Below are 22,468 nucleotides of genomic sequence, written 5' to 3'. Positions count from 1 at the left end.
ACGGGACCCTCGCGACAGATCACGACAAGGGCGCTCAGGCGCCCTTGTTTCGCATCCAGTCGGCCGTTTGAAAGAAGGATTCGCGCAGGCGTTTGATCAACGCCGGATCCAGCTCGGTCTCCTGCATCGCCTGGTGCATGCAGGCGAGCCACTGGTCGCGCTCCAGGATGCCGATCGAGAACGGCAGGTGGCGCGCCCGCAGCATCGGGTGGCCGAAGCGCTCCGTGTAGTGCTGCGGCCCGCCCAGCCAGCCGCACAGGAACCAGAACAGCTTGTCGCGCGCGGTTTCCAGGCTCGCGCCATGCGCGGCGCGCAGCGCGGCATAACCGGGCTCCAGGTCCATCAGGTCGTAGAAGCGGTCGACCAGCGAGCGCACGACGGCCTCGCCACCGACCCATTCGAAGGGCGTGGCGGGCTTGGAAGCGGGTGCGGACTCGCTCACGGTGCGGCCAGCTTCGCGGCCACCGCAACGATCGCCTTGGCCGCCTCGCAGCCCGGCAGCGCTTCGAGCAGCAGCTGCCGCTTCTGCACCGCCTCGCGCACCGACGGATCGATCGGCACCTCGCCCAGCAGTTCGAGCTTCAGCGACGGGTCGGGTCCTGCCAACTGCGGCGCGACGAACTTGTCGACCACCTGCTGCAGCTGCCCGCGGATCACGCGGCCTTCGCCGCTGCGGTTGACCTGGTTCACCACCAGCGAGATCTTCGTGCGCTGCTGCTGCGTCGCGAGCACCTTGATGGTCGCGTAGGCATCGGTCAGCGATGTCGGTTCGGGGGTCGCGACGACGAGCACGTCATCGGCCAGCGAGACGGCGTACAGCACCACGTCGGAGATGCCGGCGCCGGTGTCGAGCAGGATGCGGTCGTAGCGCGGCGCCACGGTCTCGATGATCTTCAGCAGCTGCTCGCGGATCTCGGCGGTCAGCCGCGAGTACTCGACGAGGCCGGAGCCCGCCAGCAGCACCGAGAAGCCGCCCGGCGCCGGCAGGATCGCGTCTTCCAGCTTCGACTTGCCGGTGAACACGTCGTGCAGCGTGATCTTCGGGAACAGGTTCAGCACCACGTCGAGGTTCGCGAGGCCCAGGTCGGCATCGAGCACCAGCACGCGTTCGCCGCGGCGCGCCAACGCGGCCGCGAGGTTGGCCGACACGAAGGTCTTGCCGACGCCGCCCTTGCCGCTGGTCACGGCCAGCGTGCGCGCACGGTGCCCCGACGGCGTGCGCGGGGCGGCAGCGGCTGTTTCTGTGGTGCTCATCGCCTACTCAATGTCCTGATACTGCGAAGTGCCGAACAGCATGCCTTTTTCCTCGGCGCTCACCAGCGACACCGGCGGCTGCTCGAGGCAGGCGCGGTTGCGGCCTTCGCGCTTGGCGCGGTAGAGCTGCTGGTCGGCGCGTTCGATCCACAGTGTCGCCGACGAGCGCACCCATTGCGGCGCAAAGGCCCCGCCCAGGCTGATCGTGACCGACAGCGACTGCCGCCGTGCCACCGTCACCGGCGTGCTTTCGACCTTGCTGCGGATGCGCTCGGCCACGATGTGACCGAAGGTCGGCGGGCAGTTGGGCAGGATGATCGCGAATTCTTCGCCGCCGAAGCGGGCCACGGTGTCCATCGGCCGCACGCAGCTCATCAGCGACGCGGCCACGGCCTTCAGCACCAGGTCGCCGGCCGCATGGCCGTGGGTGTCGTTGACCATCTTGAAGCGGTCGATGTCGACCATCAGCACCAGCGCCGGTTCGCCGGCCCGCGCGACGCGGTCGATCTCGCGCGCGATCGCCAGCTCGAACTGGCGGCGGTTCGACAAACCGGTCAGCGCGTCGCGGCTGGACAGATCGCACAGCGCGTCGATCACCGACTGCAGCCACACCGTCTGTCCCACCTGTGCGAAGTCGGGCAGCGTGTGCCCCGACTGGCCGAGCAGCTGCAACGCCGCGGCGAGCCGCAGCTGGGGCGCTGCAGGCAGGTCTGGCGTTGGGGTTACTGCTGGAGATGTGGACACGTCGGACCCGGATCTGTGTGGTTTCAGTCTAGCAGCGGCGATTTTCGCGCCGCCCGGGAAATATGCGGTGATTCGCACTCATCTCCGCCCTTGGGGGCACCTCAAGGTCCGCAGACTGGCAACCGATAAGGCGAGGAGGTGGTCCGCATCGGAATCCGCTTGTCCCGTCTCGAACAAACATCCGAACGATTGCCTGGAGACTTCATGAGTGCAGCGTCCCCCGCCGAACTCGCCGCGTTGCGCAACGCGTCCGATCAGGAGTTCAGCTTCGGCAACGCCGATTTCGAGCGCGTGCGCCAGCTGATCTACCAGCGTGCCGGCATCAGCCTGCATGCGGGCAAGCAAGCCATGGTCTACAGCCGCCTGTCGCGCCGCCTGCGCGAGACCGGCCAGCGCAGCTTCGCGAGCTACCTGCAGTGGCTCGAAGCCGCCAGCGGCCCGTCGGCCGACCGCGAATGGCAGGAGTTCGTGAACTGCCTGACGACCAACCTGACCTCTTTCTTCCGCGAGGAACACCATTTCCATGCGCTCGCCTCCGACCTGAAGGCGCGCGCCGGCCAGTCGCTGCGCGTGTGGTGCAACGCCGCCTCCACCGGCGAGGAGCCGTACTCGATCGCGATGACCTGTGCCGAGGCGCTCGGCCACAGCGCGGTGCGCATCGTCGCGAGCGACATCGACACCAACGTGCTCGCCACCGCCGGCCGCGGCGTCTACCCGGCCGATGCGCGCGGGCTGACGGCGACCCACCACCGCGCGCACTTCCTGCGCGGCAAGGGCGACAACAGCGGCTTCATCCGCGTGAAGCCGGAGCTGGCGCGCATGATCGAGTTCCGCGTGCACAACCTGATGGACTCGCGCTGGTCGCTCGGCGACCCGTTCGACATCGTGTTCTGCCGCAACGTGATGATCTATTTCGACGGGCCGACGCAGCGCCGCGTGCTGGAACGCATCCACGGCGTGATGAAGCCCGGCGGCCTGCTGTTCGTCGGCCACTCGGAGAACTTCACGGATTCCAAGGATATCTTCCGCCTGCGCGGCAAGACGGTCTACGAACGGGTTTGAGCCTGCTCAAGCACCCCCTCCAGACCGCCGATATGGATAGACCATGGCCTTGATCAGCTCGAACACCCCCGTGCCCGGCTCCCGGCTCGAACGCCTGAAGGGCGCGCCGCGCAAGCCGGGGGAGGCCTCGTTCTTCTTCTACGACGCGCACTTCAAGAACGACGCGGTCAAGATCCTGCCCGGCGAGTACTTCGTGCACGACGAAGACATGCTGATCATGACCACGCTCGGCTCGTGCATCGCCGCTTGCCTGTGGGACCGCAATGCCAAGGTCGGCGGCATGAACCACTTCATGCTGCCCGACGGCGCCGGCGATTCGGGCCGCTACGGCTCGTACGCGATGGAACTGCTGATCAACGAGATGATGAAGCGCGGTGCCAACCGCACGACGATGGAAGCCAAGGTGTTCGGCGGCGGCCAGGTCATCAGCGGCATGAACACGATGAACGTCGGCGAGCGCAACACCAGCTTCGTGATCGAGTACCTGAAGACCGAGCGCATCCCGATCGTGTCGAAAGACGTGCTCGACATCTATCCCCGCAAAGTCTGCTTCCTGCCGGGCAGCGGCAAGGCGATGGTCAAGCGCCTCGCGCCGGCTCACACCGACGCGCTGGTGCAGCAGGACCGCGTCGCCGCGCAGAAGGCCGTGCCCGCCGCGACCGGCGGCGGCTCGGTGGACCTGTTCTGACGACACAACGACAACGAGACAACCCGCAAGGCACGAACATGGCAAAGACACGCGTGGTGGTGGTGGACGATTCGGCGCTGGTGCGCAGCCTGCTCACCGAGATCATCAACCGGCAGCCGGACATGGAATGCATCGGCGCGGCCAGCGACCCGCTGGTGGCGCGCGAGATGATCCGCAACCTGAACCCGGACGTGATCACGCTCGACGTCGAGATGCCGCGCATGGACGGCATCGACTTCCTCAGCAAGCTGATGCGGCTGCGCCCGATGCCGGTGGTGATGGTGTCGACGCTGACCGAGCGCGGCGCCGACGTCACGCTGCGCGCGCTCGAACTCGGCGCGATCGACTTCGTCGCGAAGCCGAAGATCGGCGTCGCCGACGGCCTGAAGCTGCTGGCCGAGGACATCACCGACAAGGTGCGCGTCGCGTCGAAGGCCCACATCCGCAAGCTGCACGTGCCGGCGAGCGCGCCGGCCGACGGCACCGCGCCTGCGCGCCCGGCCGCCCCGGTCGCCTCGCTCGGCCGCCTGTCGACCGAGAAGATCATCTTCATCGGCGCCTCCACCGGCGGCACCGAAGCGACCAAGGAAGTGCTGGTCAACCTGCCGCCGGACTGCCCGGCGGTGATGATCACGCAGCACATGCCGCCCGGCTTCACGCGCAGCTATGCGGCGCGGCTGGACGGCCTGTGCCGCATCCGCGTGAAGGAAGCGCAGGACGGCGAACGCGTGCTGCCCGGCCATGCCTACATCGCCCCGGGCGGCCTGCACCTGAGCGTGGAGCGCAGCGGTGCGAACTACATCGCCCGCGTGCAGGACGGCGAGCCGGTCAACCGGCACAAGCCGTCGGTCGAGGTGCTGTTCAAGTCGGCCGCGCGCGTCGTCGGGCCGAACGCGCTGGGCATCATGCTGACCGGCATGGGGGCCGACGGCGCGAAGGCGATGCGCGAACTGCGCGACGCCGGCAGCTACAACATGGTGCAGGACGAAGCCAGCTGCGTGGTGTTCGGCATGCCGCGCGAGGCGATCAATGCCGGCGCGGCGCACGAGGTGCTGCCGCTGACGCAGATCGCGACGCACCTGATCGAGCGGCTGCGCAGCACGTCGGGCCTGTCGATGAACCGGGTGTGACGTAGCCCGGTTGCCAGTCCGGGACCCACGGCCGGTTCGACGAACGCTCCCGGATTCGCATCCGGGCTACCAGCGCGACGGCAACTCGCGTCCGCCGAGGTGGAATTCGTCGACGCGGTGGGCTTCGACTTCGCGCCGGCTCTGCGCATGCGAGACCGTCCACTCGGGGGCGCCGATGTCCCGCAAGGTGCGCGGGCTCAGGTCGAGCATCGCATCGTAGCGATGTTCGCGCTGTCGGCGTTCCATCCACCGCTGCCAGGCCCCGACGGGTGCCTGCAGCACTGACCACCAACGATCCGTCCAACGCAGGGCGAGGGGACGGCACAGCGGCACGCTGGGCTGGAACGGTTGCGGCGTTGACATGGCGGTCTCCTTCAGGCATCGAGTGCTGGTAAGCATAGGAGGCTGACCGCACCGATGGAATCGATTTGTTCAACGCCAATTGGTCAGCTATGCTTACCAGCATGCCGAACCACCGCTTGCCGCTGAACACGCTTCCGGCGTTCCGCGCCGTCGCCCGGCTCGAGAACCTGCGGGCCGCCGCCGAGGAGCTGAACCTGACCCACAGCGCGGTCAGCCAGCAACTCAAGCTGCTCGAGGAACAGCTCGGCTTCGCGCTGTTCGACCGCCGCGGCCGGCGCATCGCGCTGAACGCGGCCGGTGCGGCGCTGTTGCGCGCGGTGGAGCCGGCGCTGGCCCTGCTCGACGACGGCATGCGCGCCGCGGCTGCCGCGGCCTCGGGCGCCGAGCACCGCATCCGCGTCACGCTGCTGCCGTCGTTCGCGCAGCGCTGGCTGCTGCCGCGCATGGCGCGCTGGCGCGAGCGCAATCCGCACATCGGCATCGAGCTGTTCGCGTCGCAACAGGTGCTCGACCTGAAGCGCGAGGGCTTCCATGCCGCGCTGCGCCAGGGCGGCGGCGAGTGGAAGGGGCTGGCCAGCGAGCGGCTGATCGATTCGCCGCTGATCGCGATCGGCTCGCCGAATGCCGCGCACCGGCTGCTCGGCCGCGACGCGAAGGCGCTCGCCGACGAGCCGCTGCTCGGCAGCGCGAGCCTGTGGGCGCGCTGGTTCGAGCTGGCCGGCCTGCGGGTGCGCGTGAACCCGGTGGCCGCCTTCAACGATGCCGGGCTGATGCTGCAGGCGGCCGAGCAGGGCCTGGGCCTCGCGCTGGCCCGCGAGCTGCTCGCGGCCGATGCCATCTGCGACGGCAAGCTGGTGCGCCTGTCGCCGCTGTCGCTGCCGGACGACGAGGCCTACGCCTACTGGCTGGTCTACCCGCCGGACCTGCGGGACTGGCCGCCGCTGGTCGCGCTTCGCGACTGGCTGCGCGAAGAACTCACGCAATCCCAAGACTTGGTGAAGACACCGCCGATGCCGCTGCGATAGCATCGATCGGCGCGTGAGGGCGCGCTCGACCAACAACTCCACCGCATCACCCGGGAGGATCCATGAAGTTCATCAAGTTCGCCGCCAGCGCGGCGTTGGCTGCCGCATTCACGCTGGCCCAGGCCGGCACCGCCGAAGACCGCCAGAAGGAGGGCGAGGCCGCCGTCGCGGCCGCGCGCGCCGCCACCGTGAAGGGGCCGAGCGACGTCAGGCTGCGCGACCAGGCGGTGCTGAAGCTGCCCGCCGGCATGGAATACATCCCGCAGCCGCAGGCCGGCCGCCTGATGCAGGCGATGGGCAACAGCAGCGACGACCGCTTGATCGGCCTGGTGCAATCCAGCGGCGAATCGCAATGGCTGGTGGTCGCGCGCTACGAGAACGCCGGCTACATCAAGGACGACGACGCGAAGGACTGGAACGTCGACGACCTGTTCAAGAGCCTGAAGGAAGGCACCGAAGAAGGCAACAAGCGCCGCCGCGACCAGGGCTTCCCCGAGCTCGAGATCGTCGGCTGGGTGCAGAAGCCGAGCTACGACGCGGCAAGCCACCGCCTGGTGTGGTCGATGGCCGCGCGCACGCCCGGCGAGAACGAGGCGCAGCAGAGCATCAACTACAACACCTACGCGCTCGGCCGCGAGGGCTACATCACGCTGAACCTGATCACCTCGCGCGCGTCGATCGAGGCCGACAAGCCGGTGGCCGGCCAGTTGCTGTCGGCGCTGAACTTCAACGGCGGCAAGGGGTACGCCGATTTCAACAGCAGCACCGACAAGGTCGCCGAATACGGGCTGGCCGCGCTGGTGGCCGGCGTGGCGGTCAAGAAGCTCGGGCTGTTCGCGGTGATCGCCGCGTTCTTCCTGAAGTTCGCGAAGGTCGCGCTGCTGGCCGGCGCCGGGCTGCTGGCGGTGATCGGCAAGTTCTTCTCGCGCAAGAAGTCGGACACCTGAGCGCCGACGCATGATCAAGCTGTTGTTGCTGCTGTTCAGCGGCCTGAAGTTCGGCAAGCTGTTCACGACCGGCGGCACGATGCTGCTGTCGGTCGTCGTGTATGCGTTCATCTGGGGCTGGCGCTACGCGGCCGGCTTCGTCGCGCTGCTGTTCGTGCACGAGATGGGGCACTTCATCGCGGCGCGCCAGCGCGGGCTGGCGGTCGGCGCGCCGACCTTCATCCCGTTCGTCGGTGCGTGGATCCAGCTGAAGGAACAGCCGCACGATGCCGAGACCGAGGCCTATGTCGGCATGGCCGGCCCGCTGATCGGCTCGCTCGGCGCATTGGCCTGCTACTTCGTCGCGCGCGACCAGCACATCGACTGGCTGCTCGCGGTCGCGTACTCGGGCTTCTTCCTGAACCTGTTCAACCTGATCCCGCTGAGCCCGCTCGACGGCGGGCGCATCACGCAGGTGATCTCGCCGTGGCTGTGGCTGGCCGGCGTGCCGGTGCTGCTGGCGATGCTGATGTGGCGGCCGAGCCCGATGCTGATCCTGGTGGCCGTGCTGGCCGGCTCGCAGCTGTGGACCGCGTGGAAGCAGCGCGGCGATCCGGCGGCGCAGGCCTACCGCGTCGCGTCGTTCGAGACGCGGGCGGGGTATGCGGTGTGCTACCTCGCACTGGTGGGTTTTCTGGCGGTCATGACGTATGACCTGCACGAGATGCTGGAGTTGATTCGGCGCGGGGGCGGTGACCCGGTGTGACGCGGTCCCGGATTGGCATCCGGGGATCACTCCGCCAGAAAAAGCGACTGCAGGTCGTTGAGGAAGTCCATCCCGCGCGGGGTCGGCCGCACCCAGACGCCGTCCTGCTCGACGAGGCCCTGCGCCAGCGCCTGGCCGAGCGGGGCACGGATCGCGCTCTGCGGCATGCCGGTGCGCTCGGTGAAGCGCGGCAGCTCGAAGCCGTCGACCAGCCGCAGCGCATTCAGCATGAACTCGAATGGCAGCTGCTTGCGCGCGACCTCTTCGTCCTGCGCGATCGCGGCCCCGGCCAGCGCCTGCGCCATGTACTTCGCCGGGTCGCGGAAGCGGATCTGCCGCACGACGCGGTGCGGAAAGCTCAGCTTGCTGTGCGCGCCGGCGCCGATGCCGAGGTAGTCGCCGAACTGCCAGTAGTTCTGGTTGTGCAGGCAGCGGTGGCCCGGCTGCGCGAAGGCCGACACCTCGTAGCGCGCCAGGCCGCTCGCGGCCGTGCGTTCGACGATGCGGTCGAGCATGTCGAACGCCAGGTCGTCGTCGGGGATGGCCGGCGGGTGCTTCGCGAAGAAGGTGTTCGGCTCGATCGTCAGGTGGTAGATCGACAGGTGCGGCGGCTTGAAGTCGAGCGCCTGCGCCAGGTCGGCGTCGAACTGCGCGAGCGTCTGCCCCGGCAGCGCATACATCAGGTCGAGGTTGAAGGTGTCGAAGGCCTCGCGCGCCTCGGCCACCGCGGCGCGCGCCTGCGCGGCGTCGTGCACCCGGCCCAGCGCGCGCAGCTTCTCGTCGTCGAAGCTCTGCACGCCGATCGACAGCCGCGTGACGCCGGCCGCGCGGTAGCCGCGGAAGCGGTCGCGCTCGAAGGTGCCGGGGTTGGCCTCGAGCGTGATCTCGCAGCCGGCCTCCAGCGGCAGCCGGGCGCGGATGTCGGTGATCAGCTGGTCGATGGCCGCCGGCGCGAACAGGCTGGGCGTGCCGCCGCCGATGAAGATGCTGTGCACCCGGCGGCCCCAGACGAAGGGCAGCGCCGCTTCGAGGTCGGCCCGCAGCGCGTCGAGGTAGCGCGCCTCGGGCAGCTCGCCGGCCTTCTCGTGCGAGTTGAAATCGCAGTACGGGCACTTGCGCAGGCACCACGGCAGGTGCACGTACAGCGACAGCGGCGGCAGCGCCGCGAGCTGCAGCGTGCCGGGGCGCATGTAGCGCGCGACCATGTCGGCGGGCGATCCGGACGGCGCGGACGATGTGCCTGGCGCCTGGCCGATGGGGATCACGTCAGCCAAGCTGCCATACCTCGCGCATCAGCGCCAGCATCTGCTGCGATGCGATCGCCCGGTGGCTGACGCGGTTCTTCTCGTCGGCGCCGAGCTGCGCCACCGAGCGGCCGAGCGACGGGATGAACATCAACGGGTCGTAGCCGAAGCCCCCCTCGCCCGCGCGCTCGCGCAGCAGCTCGCCGTTCCAGCGGCCGAACGCGATCAGCGGCTCGGGGTCGTCGGCTTCGCGCACCGCGACCAGCGCGCTGACGAAACGCGCGCGGCGGTCGTCGCGCCCCTGCATCTGCGCGAGCAGCACGCGGTTGTTGTCGTCGTCGCTCTTCGGCTGTCCGAACAGCGTCGCATAGCGCGCCGACAGCACGCCGGGCGCGCCTTTCAGCGCATCGACGCACAGGCCGGAGTCATCGGCGATGGCCGCGGTCCCGGCCGCGCGCGCGGCATGCCGGGCCTTCGTCAGCGCGTTCTCGACGAAGGTCAGGTACGGCTCCTCGGCCTCCGGGATGCCGAGCGAGCCCTGCGTGACCAGCTCGATGGCCAGCGGCGCGAACAGCGCCTGCAGCTCGCCGAGCTTCTTCGCGTTGTTCGACGCGAGGACCAGCTTCATCCTGCTCAACCTGCGAGCGCGGCCCGCTGCGCGGCCACCAGCTCGCGAATGCCCTTGTCGGCCAGGCCCAGCAGCGCGTTCATCTCGTCGCGCGAGAAGGCCGCGCCCTCGGCCGTGCCCTGCACCTCGACGAAGCCCCCGGCGGCGGTCATCACGACGTTCATGTCGGTGTCGCAGGCCGAGTCCTCGATGTACTCCAGGTCGAGCAGCGGCGTGCCGTCGACGATGCCGACCGAGATCGCCGCCACCGCATCGCGGATCGGCGATTCGACGACCAGGCCCTTGCGCTGCAGCCAGCTGACGGCATCGTGCGCCGCCACCCAGGCGCCGGTGATCGCCGCGGTGCGCGTGCCGCCATCGGCCTGGATCACGTCGCAGTCGAGGTGGATGCTGCGTTCGCCAAGCTTCTTCAGGTCGAACACGCAGCGCAGCGAACGGCCGATCAGGCGCTGGATCTCCTGGGTGCGCCCGCTCTGCTTGCCGCGGGCGGCCTCGCGGTCGCTGCGGGTGTGCGTGGCGCGCGGCAGCATGCCGTATTCGGCCGTCACCCAGCCTTCGCCGCTGCCGCGCTTGTGCGGCGGCACCTTCTCTTCGACCGATGCGGTGCACAGCACCTGGGTGTCGCCGAACGACACCAGCACCGAGCCTTCGGCGTGCTTCGTGAAATGACGGCGGATGCTGACGGGACGCAGCGCATCGGCGGCGCGGCCTTGGGTTCGGATGAAGCTCATGGGTTGCTGCGGTGAAGGTGGTGTCGTGAAAGACAAAGTCCGCATCGCGGCGGGCGCGAGCGGACTCGGGAGGCAATGAGGGCGAAGCTTACGCCGGGATGGCCCCGGCGTGCCGTCAGGGCTTTTTCTGCGACGAACGGCGGATCGCCTCGTTGATTTCCTTGATCGAGCGTTCGATTTCTGCATCGTCGAGCTCGTCGGGCGCTTCCTGGCCCAGCACGCTCGCCTGGATGGTCGATGCGAAGACCTCTTCGCCCAGCGTGTCGGTGGAGATGCCGCCGTTGCTGTCGTTGTCTTCGGCCGATTCCCATTCGACGGCGAGCACCGTCACGTTGTCGCTCTTCGCGCCGCCGTTGCGCAGCGCCTGCTCGACCAGCTCGGGCACCGCATCGGCCAGCGTGTTCTGCGCCAGTTGCTCGGTGATCGTCGCGTCGCTGACGGTGCCCCACAGGCCGTCGGAGCACAGCAGCAGCCTGTCGCCGCTTTGCAGCACCAGCGGGCCGACGGTGTCGACCACCGGCTTGCCCGGGCTGCCGAGGCAGGTGAACAGCACGTTGCGGTTGAAGCGCTCGCCCATCGGCACGACGTGGCTCAGCGTTTCCTGCAGTTCGGAGTACGAGTGGTCGCGGGTGCGGGCCACGAGCTTGTCGCCGCGCACCAGGTACAGGCGCGAATCGCCGCAGTGCGCCCAGTAGGCGTTGTTGCCTTGCAGCACGCAGGCGACGACGGTGGTGCGAGGCGTGTCGATCAGCGCCTTCTGCGTGGCATAGCGCAGCAGCTGGTGGTGGCCGGCGATGATGGCTTCGTGCAGGAAGCGCATCGGCTCCTTCAGCGTGGGCTTGGCATCGCGCTGGTACATCGCGGCGAGCGTCTGCAGCGCGAGCTGCGACGCGACTTCGCCTTCCGGATGGCCGCCCATGCCGTCGGCAAGGGCGAACAGCCCCGAATCCCGCGTGTAGCAATAGCCCATGCGGTCTTCGTTTTTCTCGCGGCCGCCCTTGCGGCTGACCTGGTACACGGTGAATCGCATGACCTCAGCCCTTCGCGCCGGTCGTGAGGTTCTCGAGCTGCAGCTTCAGCCGTTCACTGAAGCTGAGCTTGGTATAGCGCCGCTCGGTCTCGCGCGCCAGTTCCTTCTGCAGGGCAAAAACGCTTTGCGGGCGCGACAAGGGATCCAGCGACATGCACCACTCGGTTACTTCAATGAGGTTGTCGGAATAGACGTTGCGCAGCCGCGAGAGCGACAGCGCGAGGCGGTCTTTCTCGATGCGTTGCGGGGAGTCGTTCGGCGGATAGCCCTGCATGCAGGCGTAGATGCAGGCGCCGATCGCGTAGATGTCGGTCCAGGGGCCGAGCGTGCCGTCGCGGCGGTACATCTCGGGCGCGGCGAAGCCGGGCGTGTACATCGGGCGGATGAAGTTGCCTTCCTTGCTCAGCACTTCGCGCGCCGCGCCGAAGTCGAGCAACACCGCCTTGTTCTCGTTCGTGATGAAGATGTTGGCCGGCTTGATGTCCAGGTGCAGCATCTTGTGCTGGTGCACGATGCGCAGGCCGCGCAGGATCTCGTCGAACAGACTGCGGATGGTGGACTCGCGAAACACCTTGTCACGCTTGAGGTCGCGCGCGGTGACGATGAAATCCTGCAGCGTGTCGCCCTGCAGGTAGTTCATCACCATGTAGACGGTTTCGTTCTCGCGGAAGAAGTTCAGCACGCTGACCACGCTCGGGTGGCTGATCTGCGCGAGCGAACGGCCTTCTTCGAAGAAGCTCTTCAGCCCCAGGCGGTACAGCGGCTGCTTCTCGGGCTTGACGCGCGGCGTCAGTTCACCGGGCGCGCGTTCGGCCAGCGAAGAAGGCAGGTATTCCTTGACGGCGACCAGGTGCCGGTCGGAGTCTTCGGCGAGGTAGACGACGCCAAAGCCACCCGCTGCCAGCTTCTTGATGACCTGGTAGCCACCGACGACCGTGCCCGATGGCAACGGAGCAGGTTTTGGCTTTGACATAATCGGATTTTGCAATGCGATAAATTGAATGCCAGTCTACAGCATGACCGGGTACGCAAGCGCCACCTCCGGGGCGCAAACCGCCACAGATAGCACGGTGGCGGCAGATGCTTCCGCCCCCCGGTCGCCGGCCGCCTCGCTGACCAGCGTGATGGTGGAACTGCGGTCCGTCAACAACCGCTTCCTCGACCTGAGCCTGCGGCTGCCGGATGAATTCCGCTCGCTGGAACCGGTGTTGCGCGACCTGATCACCAAGCGCTTCCGGCGCGGCAAGGTCGAACTGCGGCTGAACACCCATCGGGAAACCGAATCGGCCTGGCCGACGCCGCAGCCGGATCAGTTGAACCGCCTGAGCCGCATCGAGAGCACGGTGCAGAGCTGGCTGCCGAAGGCGCAGCCGCTGTCGGTGCACGAGGTCTTGCAGTGGTGCAAGACCGGCTCGGCGGCCGAGCACCTGGACGAAGCGGCGCTCGACGCCGCGCGCCGCTGCATCGACGGCCTGGCCGAGGCGCGCGAGCGCGAAGGCGAGAAGCTGGTGGCGGTGCTGATGGACCGCGTGAAGCGCCTGCGCGAACTGGCGACGCAAGCCGAGCCGCTGGTGCCGGCCGCGGTGCAGCGCCAGCAGCAGCGCTTCGTCGAACGTTGGCAGGAGGCGCTCGAGGTGACCGGCGCGGCGCAGAGCATCGCCCGCGAGGCCTTGCAGGATCGCGCCCTCAACGAAGCCGCTGCCTACGCGATCCGCATCGACGTGGCCGAAGAGCTGGCCCGCCTGCGCGCCCACCTGGAAGAGATCGCCCGCCTGCTGAAGGCCGGCGGCGAGGTCGGCAAGCGGCTCGATTTCCTGATCCAGGAACTGCTGCGCGAAGCCAACACGCTGGGCTCGAAGGCGTCGACGCTGGAGCTGACCAACATCTCGGTGGAGATGAAGGTTGCGATCGAGCAGCTGCGGGAGCAGGTGCAGAACCTCGAATAAGGTTCACTGTGCTGATGCCAAGCCCGGCGACAAGCGAAGCCCCTCGCGGCAGATGCATCGCGGACACGCCTTCAAGACAAAGAGGTCGACATGCCCCATACCGTTTGCATTCGCCGTGTGGTGCTGCGCAACTACAAGAGCATCGGTCACTGCGATGTTCGCCTGCTTCCCTTGACCTACCTGGTCGGGCACAACGGCGCAGGCAAGAGCAATTTTCTGGATGCGCTCCATTTCGTTCGAGACGCGTTGACCGGGTCGCTGGACAGTGCCATCAACGAACGGGGCGGCCTGAACGAAGTGCGCCGCCGCTCCAGTGGTCACCCGACGAATTTCGGCATTCGGCTCGAATTTCGCTTGCGGGATGGTCGCGAGGGCAGGTATGCCTTCGAGATCGGCGCGATGGCGAGTGGCGGCTATGAAGTCCAGCATGAAGAATGCGTCATCACCGGAATCGGGAAAGGACCGTTCTTCCGCATTGCCAAGGGCCAGCTGCGCGACAGCAGCGAAACCACCTTCCCGGCGGTGACCGCGGACCGGCTTGCGTTGGTGGCCGCATCGGGCTTCACGGCATTCAGGCCGGTCTTCGATGCGTTGACGGCCATGGGGTTCTACAACCTGAATCCCAAGTTGATGCGCGAACTTCAAAAACCGCAGGACGGCCGCCTGCTCAAGCCGGTTGGTGAGAACATCGCCAGCGTGATCGGCCATCTGGAGCGGGTGGCGCCCGATCGCGTCAAGACCATCGAGGAGTACCTTCAGTCGGTCGTCCCGATGGTGCACGGGATGGAGCGCAAGTCCATCGGCCCGATGGAAACATTGGAGTTCCGCCAGGAAATGGCGGGCGCCAAGCACCCCTGGAAGTTCCTCGCGCAGAACATGTCTGATGGCACCCTGCGGGCGCTGGGCGTGATGACGGCACTGCTGCAAGGCAATGTCGACTACTCACCCACGTTGATCGGCATCGAAGAGCCGGAAACCGCGCTGCATCCGGCCGCCAGCGCCGCGCTGCGTGAAGTGCTCGTTCACGCGGCCAATGACACGCAGGTGCTGGTCACCAGTCACAGCCCCGACTTGCTGGACGATCGCGGCATCGACGCCGATTCGATCATCTCGGTGGTTTCGGAAGGCGGAGAAACAAAAATCGCGCCATTGGACGAAGCGTCGCGCCAAGTATTGCGCAACCACCTGTTTTCAGCCGGAGAGCTTCTGCGGATGAACCAGCTCGCACCGGACCGAGACATTCTCGCCAGGCAGAGCGCCAGCCAGGCCGATCTGTTCGGAGAGGTCCGGTCGTGATCTCGATCGCATCGATCGTGGAGGGAGACGGCGAGGTCTCCGCCTTGCCGATCCTGTTGCGAAGACTGGCCAGCGAACGCGAGCCATCCGCGCTGGTCAACCTGCTGCAACCCATCCGGGTTCGGCGCGACAAATTCCTGAACAAGGATGATGAGTTCCGCCGGCAGCTGTTGCTGGCCGCAGCCAAGAGCGGCCCTGACGGATGGGTTCTGGTCGTGCTCGATGCCGATGACGATTGCCCCGCCACGTTGGGCCGAGACATTCACGAACGGGCGCAACAGCACATCCCGCATCAGCGCTTGTCTGTCGTGCTGGCAAATCGCGAATTCGAAGCCTGGTTCATCGCTGCCGCGCATTCCCTGCAAGGGGTGCGTGGGTTTTCGTCGGGACCCGAAGAGCCGCTCCGCGCCGAAACTCCACGCAACGCCAAAGGCTGGATGAGGGAGCGCATGCGAAGTGGCACGTACAGCGAAATTCTCGATCAGCCTGCGTTCGCCGCCCGAATCGACTTGCAGCAAGCATTCGACAACAGCCGTTCTTTTCGCAAGTTGTGCAAAGAGTGGCAAACCCATGTGGCCGCGCGAATCTGAGCCGCCACGCCGATACAGCGATGCAGTTCTTCACCCCGCCTCGCGAGCACTTCTTCCGCCCGCTCACGCATGACAACCGCGAACTCTGCACATCGGTGCTGCGTTCTCTGCACGAGCGGGTGCATGGCGCCAATGCCGACCATGCAGAGGCGCTGACCCGCCGGCACGGCCGGTCCGTGGACCAAGAGGCTTTCGATGTCGGACGCAGCACCGACAAGGGGTAGGCCGCTCAGCCGAAGTTCCAGTGCCGCTGGTGGTCCACCACCTCGACAACTTGTCGGACGCTGGTTCGACGTGCCCGACGCGGCTCAAACGCAGGATCGATGACCGCTACGCCATCGAAGAACGATGGCTGAACCTTGGCCTTGATCCCGCACACGCGCAGGCGCTTTCGCAGGGTCTGGACAGAGACCCGCAGATCCGCGGCGAGTGCACCGACATCCCAGTCGAACCTGATCAGCAGATGCACGTAGGCCGACGCTTCGGAGTAGCTGTGTCTGACGATCTGCGCGTAGTCAATCTCGTCCTCGGCCTGCTGCAGGCGAACCAGGGGATCCGAGTCCAACGGGGAGGTCAGCAAGCGCGCCAAGGCGCTGGCGGCGACCTCGGCATCCTCCTGGTCCCAGTTCTTGTCGATGCGGATGGCGTGGCGCATCTGCTTCTCGGCGAACTTCACGAGCTTGCAGTAGAGCCACTTGAGGACGGACTGCTGATCGTCAGGGTCGTCGAAATCGACCGGGTAGCCTCTTTTCTGTTCCATGTCGGCGGCAACGAGCCAAGCCTCTTGCTTGACGTCGTCGACACTCATCTCGCCACGCGTCGCACCGGCGATTCGTCGCAGTGCTGTTGCCTGTGCCCGCAGGAACTCGCCGATGGTTCGCATGCGGCAAGCCGTCAGCCCAGGCGCGATCCCTTCGGCAGCCGCGCCGACAACCAATCGTGCACGTCGGCCCGGATGTGCCGGCCCTCGAGCAGGAAGTCCTCGAAGCGGCTCGGCACGTACGGCAGGTACACCAGCGGCATGCGGGCCTCCTCGGGCGTGCGGGCGGCCTTGCGGCCGTTGCACGCCCCACAGGCGGTGACCAGGTTCATCCAGGTCCAGCGGCCGCCGCGCGACTCCGGCACGATGTGTTCGCACTGCAGGTCGCGCTCTGCAAAACGCTGGGCGCAGTACGCGCAGGTCAGCCGGTCACGGCGAAACAGCTTGTTCTTGCTGAACGCAGGCGCCACATCGAACAGGTTGACGCGCGCCGCGCCGCGCATGGCAATGATCGGGTGCACCTCGATCACCGACTGCCGCCCGCGCGCGACATTGAAGCCGCCGCGCAGCGTGGCCAGCGGACCGTCACCTTCCACCCAGGCCACCGCATCCGCCGCCACATGAGAGGCCGCATGCTCGAGCGAGATCCACGCCTGCGGCGTTCCCTGGATGTCGAGCTGCAGCACATGATTGTGGGAGTGAGGGTGCATCGGTGGCCTCCTTTCGCGGGCCGTGGGCGTCGAATGAATGAGTGGCGCTGCCGGGTGGAACGTTCCACCGGCCTTCGCCCCCTGAGAGGCCGGCGCTGCGCACGCGCTGGCCTGCATTGGTACCTCGTGCACGACTCGAACGTGCGACCTCCGGCTTCGTAGACCGGCGCTCTTGATCCCACTGAGCTAACGAGGTGTCTTCTGGCGCCCCGTGCGGGAGTCGAACCCGCGGCTTCCGGCTAGACAGGCCGGCACTCTGGCCACTGAGTTAACGGAGCATTCAATCCATCCGGTCACGGGTTCCGGCGCCGCCCAATCGTTGCGGCCGATTTCCGCCCTCGAAGCCGAAGCCTCACAAGGGTTCTTGTTCTGGTGTCGCGTGCGAAGACGAACGCGACGCTTGGTTGAGGCGAAATGAAAAAAAGGCCCGGATCCTCATCAGATCCGGGCCTCTGCGAACAGAGCTTGGAAGGGCGAGGCTCAAGCGCACCCTTCTCCCGGTTGACCCCGATCCTCGTGGCGATCAAGCCAGCACTGGCACAGCAGCGCGACCTGCCCCTGCAGGGGTCGGTGGGCGATGGCGTGGAGCGGCTTGTTCACGATGCAGGGTCCTGAAAAACGTCGTTCAATCAATCGAGGAGGCGGACTGTAAATAGTCTTTACTTTGTCGTCAACACCTTTTTTCGCGACGACGATTCATCGGTCTCGACGCCCACCGCATGCAGGTAGCGGTCGAAGGATTCATCGACCGCCGAGCGCCCTCCGCCGCGGATGTTGCGGCCCCAGGTGTAGCCGAACACATCGTCGAACGAGCGCCCCTCCATCACGTGCCGCATGCGCAGGACGTCGGCCGGCTTCATCGGCACCAGGTTCGGGTAGCTGTACATGAACGACACATGCCGGCGGTCCGCCACCACCTGCAGCGCGTCGCCCGGAAACAGCGCGCCGCCGGGCCGCGGGCTGTGCTGCCAGTGCAAGGCCGTGCTGCCCGCGAAGTGGCCGCCGCAGCGCAACAGCGCGACGCCCTCGGACAGCCGCAGTTCGTCGCCCTGCCAGAAGCGGATGCGGCTCGACGGCCTCATCACCCACTCGCGGTCGGCCTCGTGCAGCAGAATCGGCACGCCGCCCAGCGCGTCGCTCCAGTCGACCATCGACGCGTAGAAATGCGGGTGCGAGATCGCGATCAGGTCGACGCCGCCGCGCGCCTTCAACGCGGCCACCGCATCGTCGGTCACCAGGCTGACGCACTCCCACAGGATGTTCCCCGCGTCGGTGGGCAGCCACATCGCGCGCTGGTCGATCGCGAAGCCCGGCGCGAGGCCGATGCCCAGCACGCCGCCGTCGTCCTCCAGCCGCAGGGTGTGGCGGGCGGCCAGTTCGGCCATCGTGGTCCAGCGCTGGCCCTGCCAGCCGACGTACTGCCGGTCGTCCTCGCAGATCGGGCAACGCCCCGGATCCGTGGTCGCTTCGGCGAACTGGGTTCCGCAGGTGGCGCAGATCGGGTGACGCATGGCTTGCTCCTCGCAGTGGCTTGTCGATGGCGGCAGGATGCCGTCCAATGTGGTCCGCTCCCAGGGCCACTTTGCATGACTTCGAGCAGTCCACTTTTCGACATCGACATCGACTTGCCCGCGCCAGGATCCGGCACCCTTTTGCAGGCGCTGCACCGGCAGCTCCGGGCCGCGATCGTCGAAGGCCGCCTCGCGCCCGGCCTGCGGCTGCCGGCGTCGCGCGTGCTGGCCACGATGGTCGGCGTGTCGCGCAGCACGGCGACCGGTGTTTACGACCTGCTGCTGTCCGAAGGCCATGTCGAGGCCCGCCAGGGGTCGGGCACCTTCGTCGCGGCGCGGGCGGCAACGACGACATCCACGCCGCACACCCACGACAGCGTGCCCAGCCACAAGCTCGCCGCAGCGTGGCGCGACGCCGGCTCGGCCTCGGCTGCGCCCGCCACGGCACCGCGCTTCGACTTCCGCACCGGCTACCCCGACCAGCGGCGCTTTCCGTTCGACGTGTGGCGGCGCCTCGCATCGCGCGCACTGCGGGCCGCCGCGCGGACCAGCGGCGCCGGCAGCGATCCGCAAGGCGGCCCGCGATTGCGTGAGGCCATCGCGCACCATGTGTCGCATACCCGCGCCGTGGCCTGCGATGCCGATGCCGTCGTCGTGACGGCCGGTGCGCAGCAGGCCTTCGACCTGCTGGTGCGCATCCTCGTCACGTCGGGTCGTACCGCGGTCGCGCTGGAGAACCCCGGCTACCCGCCGCTGCATGCCGCCTTCGAGCGGGCCGGCGCACGACTGCACGACATCGGCATCGACGCGCACGGACTGTGCGTCGACCAACTGCCGCCGCGCGTCGACGTGATCGCGGTGTCGCCGTCGCACCAGTCGCCGCTCGGCGTCGCGATGTCGGCGGCGCGGCGCCACGCCTTGCTGGCCCACGCTCGCACCCACGACGCGCTGGTGATCGAGGACGACTACGACGGCGAGTTCCGCCTCGGCGGCCGCCCGCTTGACGCGTTGCAGACGCTCGACCGCGGGCAGCGCGTGTTCTACGTCGGCACTTTCGCGAAGAGCATGTTCATGGCGCTGCGCATCGGCTTCGCCGTCGCGCCGCCGTGGGCCGTGCCGGCGCTGGTCGCGGCGCGGCTTCGGCACAACTGGCATGTGCCGGCGGTCAACCAGGCCACGCTGGCCAGCTTCATCGCCGAAGGCCACCTGGCCCGCCATGTGCGCAAGATGCGCGCGCTGTACGCCGAGCGGCACGCCACCCTTCTGGAGGCGTTGCAACAGCACCTCCCGGACCGGCTCGCGCCGGTGCCGTCGCTGGCCGGCCTGCACCTGAGCGCCGCCGTGCGCGCGCCCGACCGCGCGGCGCGATGGCAGGCCGCGGCCGCCCGGGCCGACATCCGCATCGCGACGCTGGCGCCCAGCGCGCGACCACCGCTGGTGCTGAACGGCCTCGTCTTCGGCTACGGGCTGATCGAATCCGCCGACATCGAGCCCGGCATCCGCGCGCTGGCGCAGGCCGTGCGCCGGCCCTGACGACTCAGGACGCCGAAGCGACGCAAGCCGGCAGTTGCACGCGATCGGCGCCGTTGCCGTTCTTCGTCGCCACCACCGGCCTCTCGGCCGCGCTGCGCCACGCCTGCTGCGGCCACCAGCGCCCCGGCGCCGCGACGCGCCCGGGTTCGACGCTCTGCCCCGGCCGCGGCGTCAGCACGCTGACCCCCTGGCAGGCCGCGGCCGCCAGCACGCGTTCGACCGGCTCGGTCCAGCCATGGTGCGCGAGCGCGAACAGGCCCCAGTGCACCGGCATCATCAGCTTGCCGTGCACGCGCTGGTGCACCAGCACCGCCTGCTCCGGGCCGAGGTGCCAGTCGGGCCAGTCGGCGTCGTACTGCCCCGACTCGATCAGCGTCAGGTCGAACGGGCCCAGGCGCTTGCCGATGTCGTTCATCTCCTCGAACAGGCCGGTGTCGCCGGAGTAGTAGACGCGGTGCGCCGTGCCGACCAGCGCGAAGCCGGTCCACAGCGTGCGATCGCTCTGCGGGTTGAGGCGGCCGGAGGCATGGCGCGCCGGCGTCGACGTGACCTGCAGCGTGCCGACCTGCGTCGACTGCCACCAGTCGAGCTCGACGATGCGGTCGGCCGGCACGCCCCAGCCGCGCAGGTGCCCGCCGATGCCCAGCGGCACGACGAAGCGCGCGCCTCGCGCCTGCAGCGCTCGGACGGTGCCGGCATCGAGGTGGTCGTAGTGGTCGTGCGAGACCAGCACCACGTCCACCGGCGGCAGCTTGTCGAGCGCGATCGGCGGCGCGAACCAGCGCTTCGGGCCGATCCAGCCGACCGGCGACGCGCGCTCGCTCCAGATCGGGTCGAGCAGCACGCGCGTGCCGTCGATCTCGAGCAGCGTCGACGAATGGCCGAACCAGGTCACCCGCAGTCCGCTGGCCGGCAGCGTCGCGAGTGCTTCGCCCTGGCTCGCCAGCACCGGCACCGCGGACTGGGGCGCGCCATCGGGCGTGCTCTCGAAAGCGCGCAGCAGCGCCTCCTTCATGTTGCTCCACATCGGCTGCGGGTTGTTGAACTGGCCGTCATGCCATTGCGGCGAGGCTTCGAGCGGCCGCTGTTCGGCCTGGCCGCGGTGCAGCTCGCCGAAGCCGGTGCACGCGCTGGCCAGCAGCAGCCCGACGCCCGCCGCGATCGCCAGCAGGCCCCAGCCCAGCCGGCGCCAGCCGGATTTTTTCTCAGCGCCCATCGGCGGTCTCCTGGCTCAATGCGTAGATGTCGGCCGGCTCAAGCACCCGCCGCGCCGCCGGCGCGCGCGCCGCGGCCAGCATCGCCCGGCCGATCACCACGGTGCTCAGCAGGCTGCGCGGGAACAGGGCCCGCAGGCCGCTCAGCACCGGCCCAAGCACCACGTAGAAGGCGTGGATCCAGCCCACCTTGGAGCGCGCGCCGTTGAGCGGCTGAATCACGCCAGGGCGGAACATGAACGCGGAGCGGAACGGCAGCCGCATCAGTTCGTTCTCGGTGCGGCCCTTGACGCGGGCCCACATCGAGCGGCCCTGCTCGCTGCTGTCGGTGCCGGTGCCGGACACGTAGACGAAGCACGCCTGCGGGCTCGTACGCGCCAGCGTCTGCGCGATCGACAGCGTCAGGTCGAGCGTCTGGCGGCGGTAGTCGGCCTCGCTCATGCCGACCGACGACACACCGAGGCAGAAGAAGCAGGCGTCGACATCGCGCAACTGCGCCTCGGCGGCCGCCAGGTCGAACAGGTCGGGCTGCACCACGCTCGCGAGCTTCGGGTGCTGCTGCGCAAGCGGGCTGCGGCCGACGCTGAGCACCTGCGTCACGTCGTCGGCGAGCAGGCATTCGCGCAGCACGCCGTGGCCCACCATGCCGGTGGCGCCGAAGATCAGGACCTTCATGGAGTTTCCTTTTTCATCGCCGGGCGCGCGATGCCGCGCCAGAACACATCGAAGCCGGCCGCGGCGTAGTCGGTGCCGCTGCCGTCGGGCTCGGCCAGCGCGGCCATCGTGGCCTCGGCCAGGCCGTTGAACATCGCGCCGATGAACTGCACCGGCTGGTCGACGAAGACCTTGCGCCGCACGCACGCCTCGCCTTCACGCAGCAGCTCGGCAAACGGCGCGCTCCCGGCCTCGCGGGTCTCGGGCGTGATGCGGTCGGACACCCGCAGCTGGCCCATCACCTTGCACTTCAGCGGGTGGGCCATCGCCCACCGCAGGTACTGCATCCACACATGCTCGAACTTCTCGCGCGACGTGGCCTGCGCCGGGTAGGTGCTCATCAGCGCCTCGGCCAGCTCGACCTTCAGCGTGCGGTACAGCTCGTTGACCAGCACGTCCTTGGTCGCGAAGTAGGTGAACAGCGTGCCCTCGGCGACACCCGCCGTGCGCGAGATCGCCGAGGTCGGCGTCGACCACACGCCGCGGGCGGCGAATTCTTCGATCGCGGCGTCGAGGATCGCGTTGCGCTTGTCCTCGCTGCGGGGTCGGGCCATGGGGTTCTGCGCCGGGTTTAATTGAGCAAGCACTCAATCATAAAAAGCA

Annotated in this window: 26 protein-coding genes and 2 tRNA genes; 11 read left to right on the top strand and 17 right to left on the bottom strand. The window is 68.1% G+C overall.

The genetic code is table 11. The annotated features are described in order from the left end of the window. Positions 1–34: 34 nt before the first annotated feature. The 3 genes from ASC98_RS06210 to ASC98_RS06200 are packed head-to-tail and all read right to left on the bottom strand — an operon-like array spanning position 35 to position 1,998. On the bottom strand, positions 35–442 hold the full coding sequence (locus ASC98_RS06210; RefSeq protein WP_056807620.1) for a group II truncated hemoglobin: 408 nt from the start codon (positions 440–442) through the stop codon (positions 35–37). Next, on the bottom strand, positions 439–1,254 hold the full coding sequence (locus tag ASC98_RS06205; RefSeq protein WP_056807618.1) for a MinD/ParA family protein: 816 nt from the start codon (positions 1,252–1,254) through the stop codon (positions 439–441). Before ASC98_RS06205 ends, ASC98_RS06210 begins: the two co-directional genes overlap by 4 nt. Before the next feature lie 3 nt (positions 1,255–1,257). Further along, entirely contained in the window at positions 1,258–1,998 is a 741-nt protein-coding gene (locus ASC98_RS06200; RefSeq protein WP_235581186.1) for a GGDEF domain-containing protein, read from the bottom strand. A gap of 204 nt (positions 1,999–2,202) precedes the next feature. On the opposite strand from ASC98_RS06200, the gene ASC98_RS06195 reads away from it, so the two are divergent. Genes ASC98_RS06195 through ASC98_RS06185 form a run of 3 tightly spaced genes read left to right on the top strand, consistent with a single transcriptional unit; the run spans position 2,203 to position 4,878 of the window. Further along, on the top strand, positions 2,203–3,060 hold the full coding sequence (locus ASC98_RS06195) for a CheR family methyltransferase (protein WP_056807616.1): 858 nt from the start codon (positions 2,203–2,205) through the stop codon (positions 3,058–3,060). 43 nt (positions 3,061–3,103) lie between these two features. Next, entirely contained in the window at positions 3,104–3,748 is a 645-nt protein-coding gene (gene cheD / locus ASC98_RS06190; protein WP_056807615.1) for a chemoreceptor glutamine deamidase CheD, read from the top strand. Positions 3,749–3,786: 38 nt separating this feature from the next. Beyond that, the gene (locus ASC98_RS06185) at positions 3,787–4,878 is read left to right on the top strand and encodes a chemotaxis response regulator protein-glutamate methylesterase (RefSeq protein WP_056807612.1); all 1,092 of its coding nucleotides are present in this window, start codon (positions 3,787–3,789) and stop codon (positions 4,876–4,878) included. Between the two features lie 66 nt (positions 4,879–4,944). Here ASC98_RS06185 and ASC98_RS30130 read toward each other — a convergent pair whose 3' ends face one another. Further along, entirely contained in the window at positions 4,945–5,241 is a 297-nt protein-coding gene (locus ASC98_RS30130) for a hypothetical protein (RefSeq protein ID WP_162249243.1), read from the bottom strand. A gap of 89 nt (positions 5,242–5,330) precedes the next feature. Here ASC98_RS30130 and ASC98_RS06175 point away from each other — a divergent pair, with 89 nt between their 5' ends. The 3 genes from ASC98_RS06175 (at position 5,331) to ASC98_RS06165 (ending at position 7,958) form a co-directional block, all read left to right on the top strand. Then, positions 5,331–6,266: a LysR substrate-binding domain-containing protein gene (locus tag ASC98_RS06175; RefSeq protein ID WP_056807607.1), complete on the top strand. Its 936-nt coding sequence runs from the start codon at positions 5,331–5,333 to the stop codon at positions 6,264–6,266. Positions 6,267–6,328: 62 nt separating this feature from the next. Next, positions 6,329–7,213, top strand: coding sequence for a DUF2167 domain-containing protein (locus tag ASC98_RS06170; protein WP_056807605.1), 885 nt, complete (start codon positions 6,329–6,331; stop codon positions 7,211–7,213). Positions 7,214–7,223: 10 nt separating this feature from the next. Continuing rightward, on the top strand, positions 7,224–7,958 hold the full coding sequence (locus ASC98_RS06165) for a site-2 protease family protein (RefSeq protein ID WP_056807603.1): 735 nt from the start codon (positions 7,224–7,226) through the stop codon (positions 7,956–7,958). A gap of 26 nt (positions 7,959–7,984) precedes the next feature. Here ASC98_RS06165 and hemW read toward each other — a convergent pair whose 3' ends face one another. The 5 genes from hemW to ASC98_RS06140 all read right to left on the bottom strand — a co-directional run bounded on the left by hemW (position 7,985) and on the right by ASC98_RS06140 (position 12,564). Beyond that, positions 7,985–9,163, bottom strand: coding sequence for a radical SAM family heme chaperone HemW (gene hemW / locus ASC98_RS06160; RefSeq protein WP_056807601.1), 1,179 nt, complete (start codon positions 9,161–9,163; stop codon positions 7,985–7,987). Between the two features lie 61 nt (positions 9,164–9,224). Next, entirely contained in the window at positions 9,225–9,830 is a 606-nt protein-coding gene (rdgB, locus tag ASC98_RS06155; protein WP_056807599.1) for an RdgB/HAM1 family non-canonical purine NTP pyrophosphatase, read from the bottom strand. Between the two features lie 5 nt (positions 9,831–9,835). Further along, on the bottom strand, positions 9,836–10,561 hold the full coding sequence (gene rph / locus ASC98_RS06150; RefSeq protein WP_056807597.1) for a ribonuclease PH: 726 nt from the start codon (positions 10,559–10,561) through the stop codon (positions 9,836–9,838). A 115-nt stretch (positions 10,562–10,676) separates the two neighbouring features. After that, positions 10,677–11,591 (bottom strand): PP2C family serine/threonine-protein phosphatase, encoded by a 915-nt coding sequence (locus ASC98_RS06145; protein WP_056807595.1) that lies wholly within the window; start codon positions 11,589–11,591, stop codon positions 10,677–10,679. A gap of 4 nt (positions 11,592–11,595) precedes the next feature. Continuing rightward, complete coding sequence (locus tag ASC98_RS06140) at positions 11,596–12,564, bottom strand: serine/threonine-protein kinase (RefSeq protein WP_047507438.1); 969 nt, start codon at positions 12,562–12,564, stop codon at positions 11,596–11,598. Positions 12,565–12,592: 28 nt separating this feature from the next. Here ASC98_RS06140 and ASC98_RS06135 point away from each other — a divergent pair, with 28 nt between their 5' ends. The 4 genes from ASC98_RS06135 to ASC98_RS06120 all read left to right on the top strand — a co-directional run bounded on the left by ASC98_RS06135 (position 12,593) and on the right by ASC98_RS06120 (position 15,647). Next, positions 12,593–13,537: a YicC/YloC family endoribonuclease gene (locus ASC98_RS06135; protein WP_056807593.1), complete on the top strand. Its 945-nt coding sequence runs from the start codon at positions 12,593–12,595 to the stop codon at positions 13,535–13,537. Positions 13,538–13,627: 90 nt separating this feature from the next. Beyond that, complete coding sequence (locus tag ASC98_RS06130; protein ID WP_056807592.1) at positions 13,628–14,833, top strand: AAA family ATPase; 1,206 nt, start codon at positions 13,628–13,630, stop codon at positions 14,831–14,833. Next, a complete protein-coding gene (locus tag ASC98_RS06125) occupies positions 14,830–15,423 on the top strand; it encodes a DUF4276 family protein (protein ID WP_056807590.1) in 594 nt (197 codons plus the stop codon). The genes ASC98_RS06130 and ASC98_RS06125 overlap by 4 nt, the downstream gene beginning before the upstream one ends. A 20-nt stretch (positions 15,424–15,443) precedes the next feature. Continuing rightward, on the top strand, positions 15,444–15,647 hold the full coding sequence (locus ASC98_RS06120; protein WP_056807588.1) for a hypothetical protein: 204 nt from the start codon (positions 15,444–15,446) through the stop codon (positions 15,645–15,647). 5 nt (positions 15,648–15,652) lie between these two features. Here the strand turns inward: ASC98_RS06120 and ASC98_RS06115 are convergent, their stop codons facing one another. From ASC98_RS06115 to ASC98_RS06095, 5 genes are all read right to left on the bottom strand, one after another. Next, positions 15,653–16,306, bottom strand: a complete 654-nt coding sequence (locus tag ASC98_RS06115) for a hypothetical protein (protein ID WP_157597784.1) — start codon at positions 16,304–16,306, stop codon at positions 15,653–15,655. Positions 16,307–16,317: 11 nt separating this feature from the next. Further along, positions 16,318–16,893, bottom strand: a complete 576-nt coding sequence (locus ASC98_RS06110) for an HNH endonuclease (RefSeq protein ID WP_056807584.1) — start codon at positions 16,891–16,893, stop codon at positions 16,318–16,320. Between the two features lie 117 nt (positions 16,894–17,010). After that, positions 17,011–17,089: transfer RNA gene (locus ASC98_RS06105), tRNA-Arg, on the bottom strand. A 6-nt stretch (positions 17,090–17,095) separates the two neighbouring features. Further along, positions 17,096–17,171: transfer RNA gene (locus tag ASC98_RS06100), tRNA-Asp, on the bottom strand. Between the two features lie 381 nt (positions 17,172–17,552). Beyond that, positions 17,553–18,404, bottom strand: a complete 852-nt coding sequence (locus ASC98_RS06095; protein WP_056807582.1) for a hypothetical protein — start codon at positions 18,402–18,404, stop codon at positions 17,553–17,555. Positions 18,405–18,479: 75 nt separating this feature from the next. On the opposite strand from ASC98_RS06095, the gene ASC98_RS06090 reads away from it, so the two are divergent. Then, positions 18,480–19,937: a PLP-dependent aminotransferase family protein gene (locus tag ASC98_RS06090; protein WP_056807580.1), complete on the top strand. Its 1,458-nt coding sequence runs from the start codon at positions 18,480–18,482 to the stop codon at positions 19,935–19,937. A gap of 4 nt (positions 19,938–19,941) precedes the next feature. On the opposite strand, the gene ASC98_RS06085 is transcribed toward ASC98_RS06090, so the two are convergent. Genes ASC98_RS06085 through ASC98_RS06075 form a run of 3 tightly spaced genes read right to left on the bottom strand, consistent with a single transcriptional unit; the run spans position 19,942 to position 22,419 of the window. Further along, positions 19,942–21,153, bottom strand: coding sequence for an MBL fold metallo-hydrolase (locus tag ASC98_RS06085; protein ID WP_056807578.1), 1,212 nt, complete (start codon positions 21,151–21,153; stop codon positions 19,942–19,944). After that, positions 21,143–21,826: an NAD-dependent epimerase/dehydratase family protein gene (locus ASC98_RS06080; RefSeq protein ID WP_056807575.1), complete on the bottom strand. Its 684-nt coding sequence runs from the start codon at positions 21,824–21,826 to the stop codon at positions 21,143–21,145. The genes ASC98_RS06085 and ASC98_RS06080 overlap by 11 nt, the downstream gene beginning before the upstream one ends. Beyond that, entirely contained in the window at positions 21,823–22,419 is a 597-nt protein-coding gene (locus ASC98_RS06075; protein WP_056807573.1) for a TetR/AcrR family transcriptional regulator, read from the bottom strand. The genes ASC98_RS06080 and ASC98_RS06075 overlap by 4 nt, the downstream gene beginning before the upstream one ends. Positions 22,420–22,468: the final 49 nt, after the last annotated feature.

Origin of the sequence: Rhizobacter sp. Root1238, assembly GCF_001425825.1 — a bacterium.
Lineage (GTDB): Bacteria > Pseudomonadota > Gammaproteobacteria > Burkholderiales > Burkholderiaceae_C > Rhizobacter.
Note: the sequence above shows the minus strand (reverse complement) of the source record. Positions and strands in the feature narration are given on the sequence as shown.

Coding starts and splice junctions, on each gene's coding strand:
- ASC98_RS06205 (WP_056807618.1), bottom strand. CDS start 1,254: ATGAGCACCACAGAAACAGCCGCTGCCGCCCCGCGCACGCCGTCGGGG.
- ASC98_RS06195 (WP_056807616.1), top strand. CDS start 2,203: ATGAGTGCAGCGTCCCCCGCCGAACTCGCCGCGTTGCGCAACGCGTCC.
- cheD (WP_056807615.1), top strand. CDS start 3,104: ATGGCCTTGATCAGCTCGAACACCCCCGTGCCCGGCTCCCGGCTCGAA.
- ASC98_RS06185 (WP_056807612.1), top strand. CDS start 3,787: ATGGCAAAGACACGCGTGGTGGTGGTGGACGATTCGGCGCTGGTGCGC.
- ASC98_RS30130 (WP_162249243.1), bottom strand. CDS start 5,241: ATGTCAACGCCGCAACCGTTCCAGCCCAGCGTGCCGCTGTGCCGTCCC.
- ASC98_RS06175 (WP_056807607.1), top strand. CDS start 5,331: ATGCTTACCAGCATGCCGAACCACCGCTTGCCGCTGAACACGCTTCCG.
- ASC98_RS06170 (WP_056807605.1), top strand. CDS start 6,329: ATGAAGTTCATCAAGTTCGCCGCCAGCGCGGCGTTGGCTGCCGCATTC.
- ASC98_RS06165 (WP_056807603.1), top strand. CDS start 7,224: ATGATCAAGCTGTTGTTGCTGCTGTTCAGCGGCCTGAAGTTCGGCAAG.
- hemW (WP_056807601.1), bottom strand. CDS start 9,163: ATGGTCGCGCGCTACATGCGCCCCGGCACGCTGCAGCTCGCGGCGCTG.
- rdgB (WP_056807599.1), bottom strand. CDS start 9,830: ATGAAGCTGGTCCTCGCGTCGAACAACGCGAAGAAGCTCGGCGAGCTG.
- rph (WP_056807597.1), bottom strand. CDS start 10,561: ATGAGCTTCATCCGAACCCAAGGCCGCGCCGCCGATGCGCTGCGTCCC.
- ASC98_RS06145 (WP_056807595.1), bottom strand. CDS start 11,591: ATGCGATTCACCGTGTACCAGGTCAGCCGCAAGGGCGGCCGCGAGAAA.
- ASC98_RS06140 (WP_047507438.1), bottom strand. CDS start 12,564: ATGTCAAAGCCAAAACCTGCTCCGTTGCCATCGGGCACGGTCGTCGGT.
- ASC98_RS06135 (WP_056807593.1), top strand. CDS start 12,593: ATGCCAGTCTACAGCATGACCGGGTACGCAAGCGCCACCTCCGGGGCG.
- ASC98_RS06130 (WP_056807592.1), top strand. CDS start 13,628: ATGCCCCATACCGTTTGCATTCGCCGTGTGGTGCTGCGCAACTACAAG.
- ASC98_RS06120 (WP_056807588.1), top strand. CDS start 15,444: ATGCAGTTCTTCACCCCGCCTCGCGAGCACTTCTTCCGCCCGCTCACG.
- ASC98_RS06115 (WP_157597784.1), bottom strand. CDS start 16,306: ATGCGAACCATCGGCGAGTTCCTGCGGGCACAGGCAACAGCACTGCGA.
- ASC98_RS06110 (WP_056807584.1), bottom strand. CDS start 16,893: ATGCACCCTCACTCCCACAATCATGTGCTGCAGCTCGACATCCAGGGA.
- ASC98_RS06095 (WP_056807582.1), bottom strand. CDS start 18,404: ATGCGTCACCCGATCTGCGCCACCTGCGGAACCCAGTTCGCCGAAGCG.
- ASC98_RS06090 (WP_056807580.1), top strand. CDS start 18,480: ATGACTTCGAGCAGTCCACTTTTCGACATCGACATCGACTTGCCCGCG.
- ASC98_RS06085 (WP_056807578.1), bottom strand. CDS start 21,153: ATGGGCGCTGAGAAAAAATCCGGCTGGCGCCGGCTGGGCTGGGGCCTG.
- ASC98_RS06080 (WP_056807575.1), bottom strand. CDS start 21,826: ATGAAGGTCCTGATCTTCGGCGCCACCGGCATGGTGGGCCACGGCGTG.
- ASC98_RS06075 (WP_056807573.1), bottom strand. CDS start 22,419: ATGGCCCGACCCCGCAGCGAGGACAAGCGCAACGCGATCCTCGACGCC.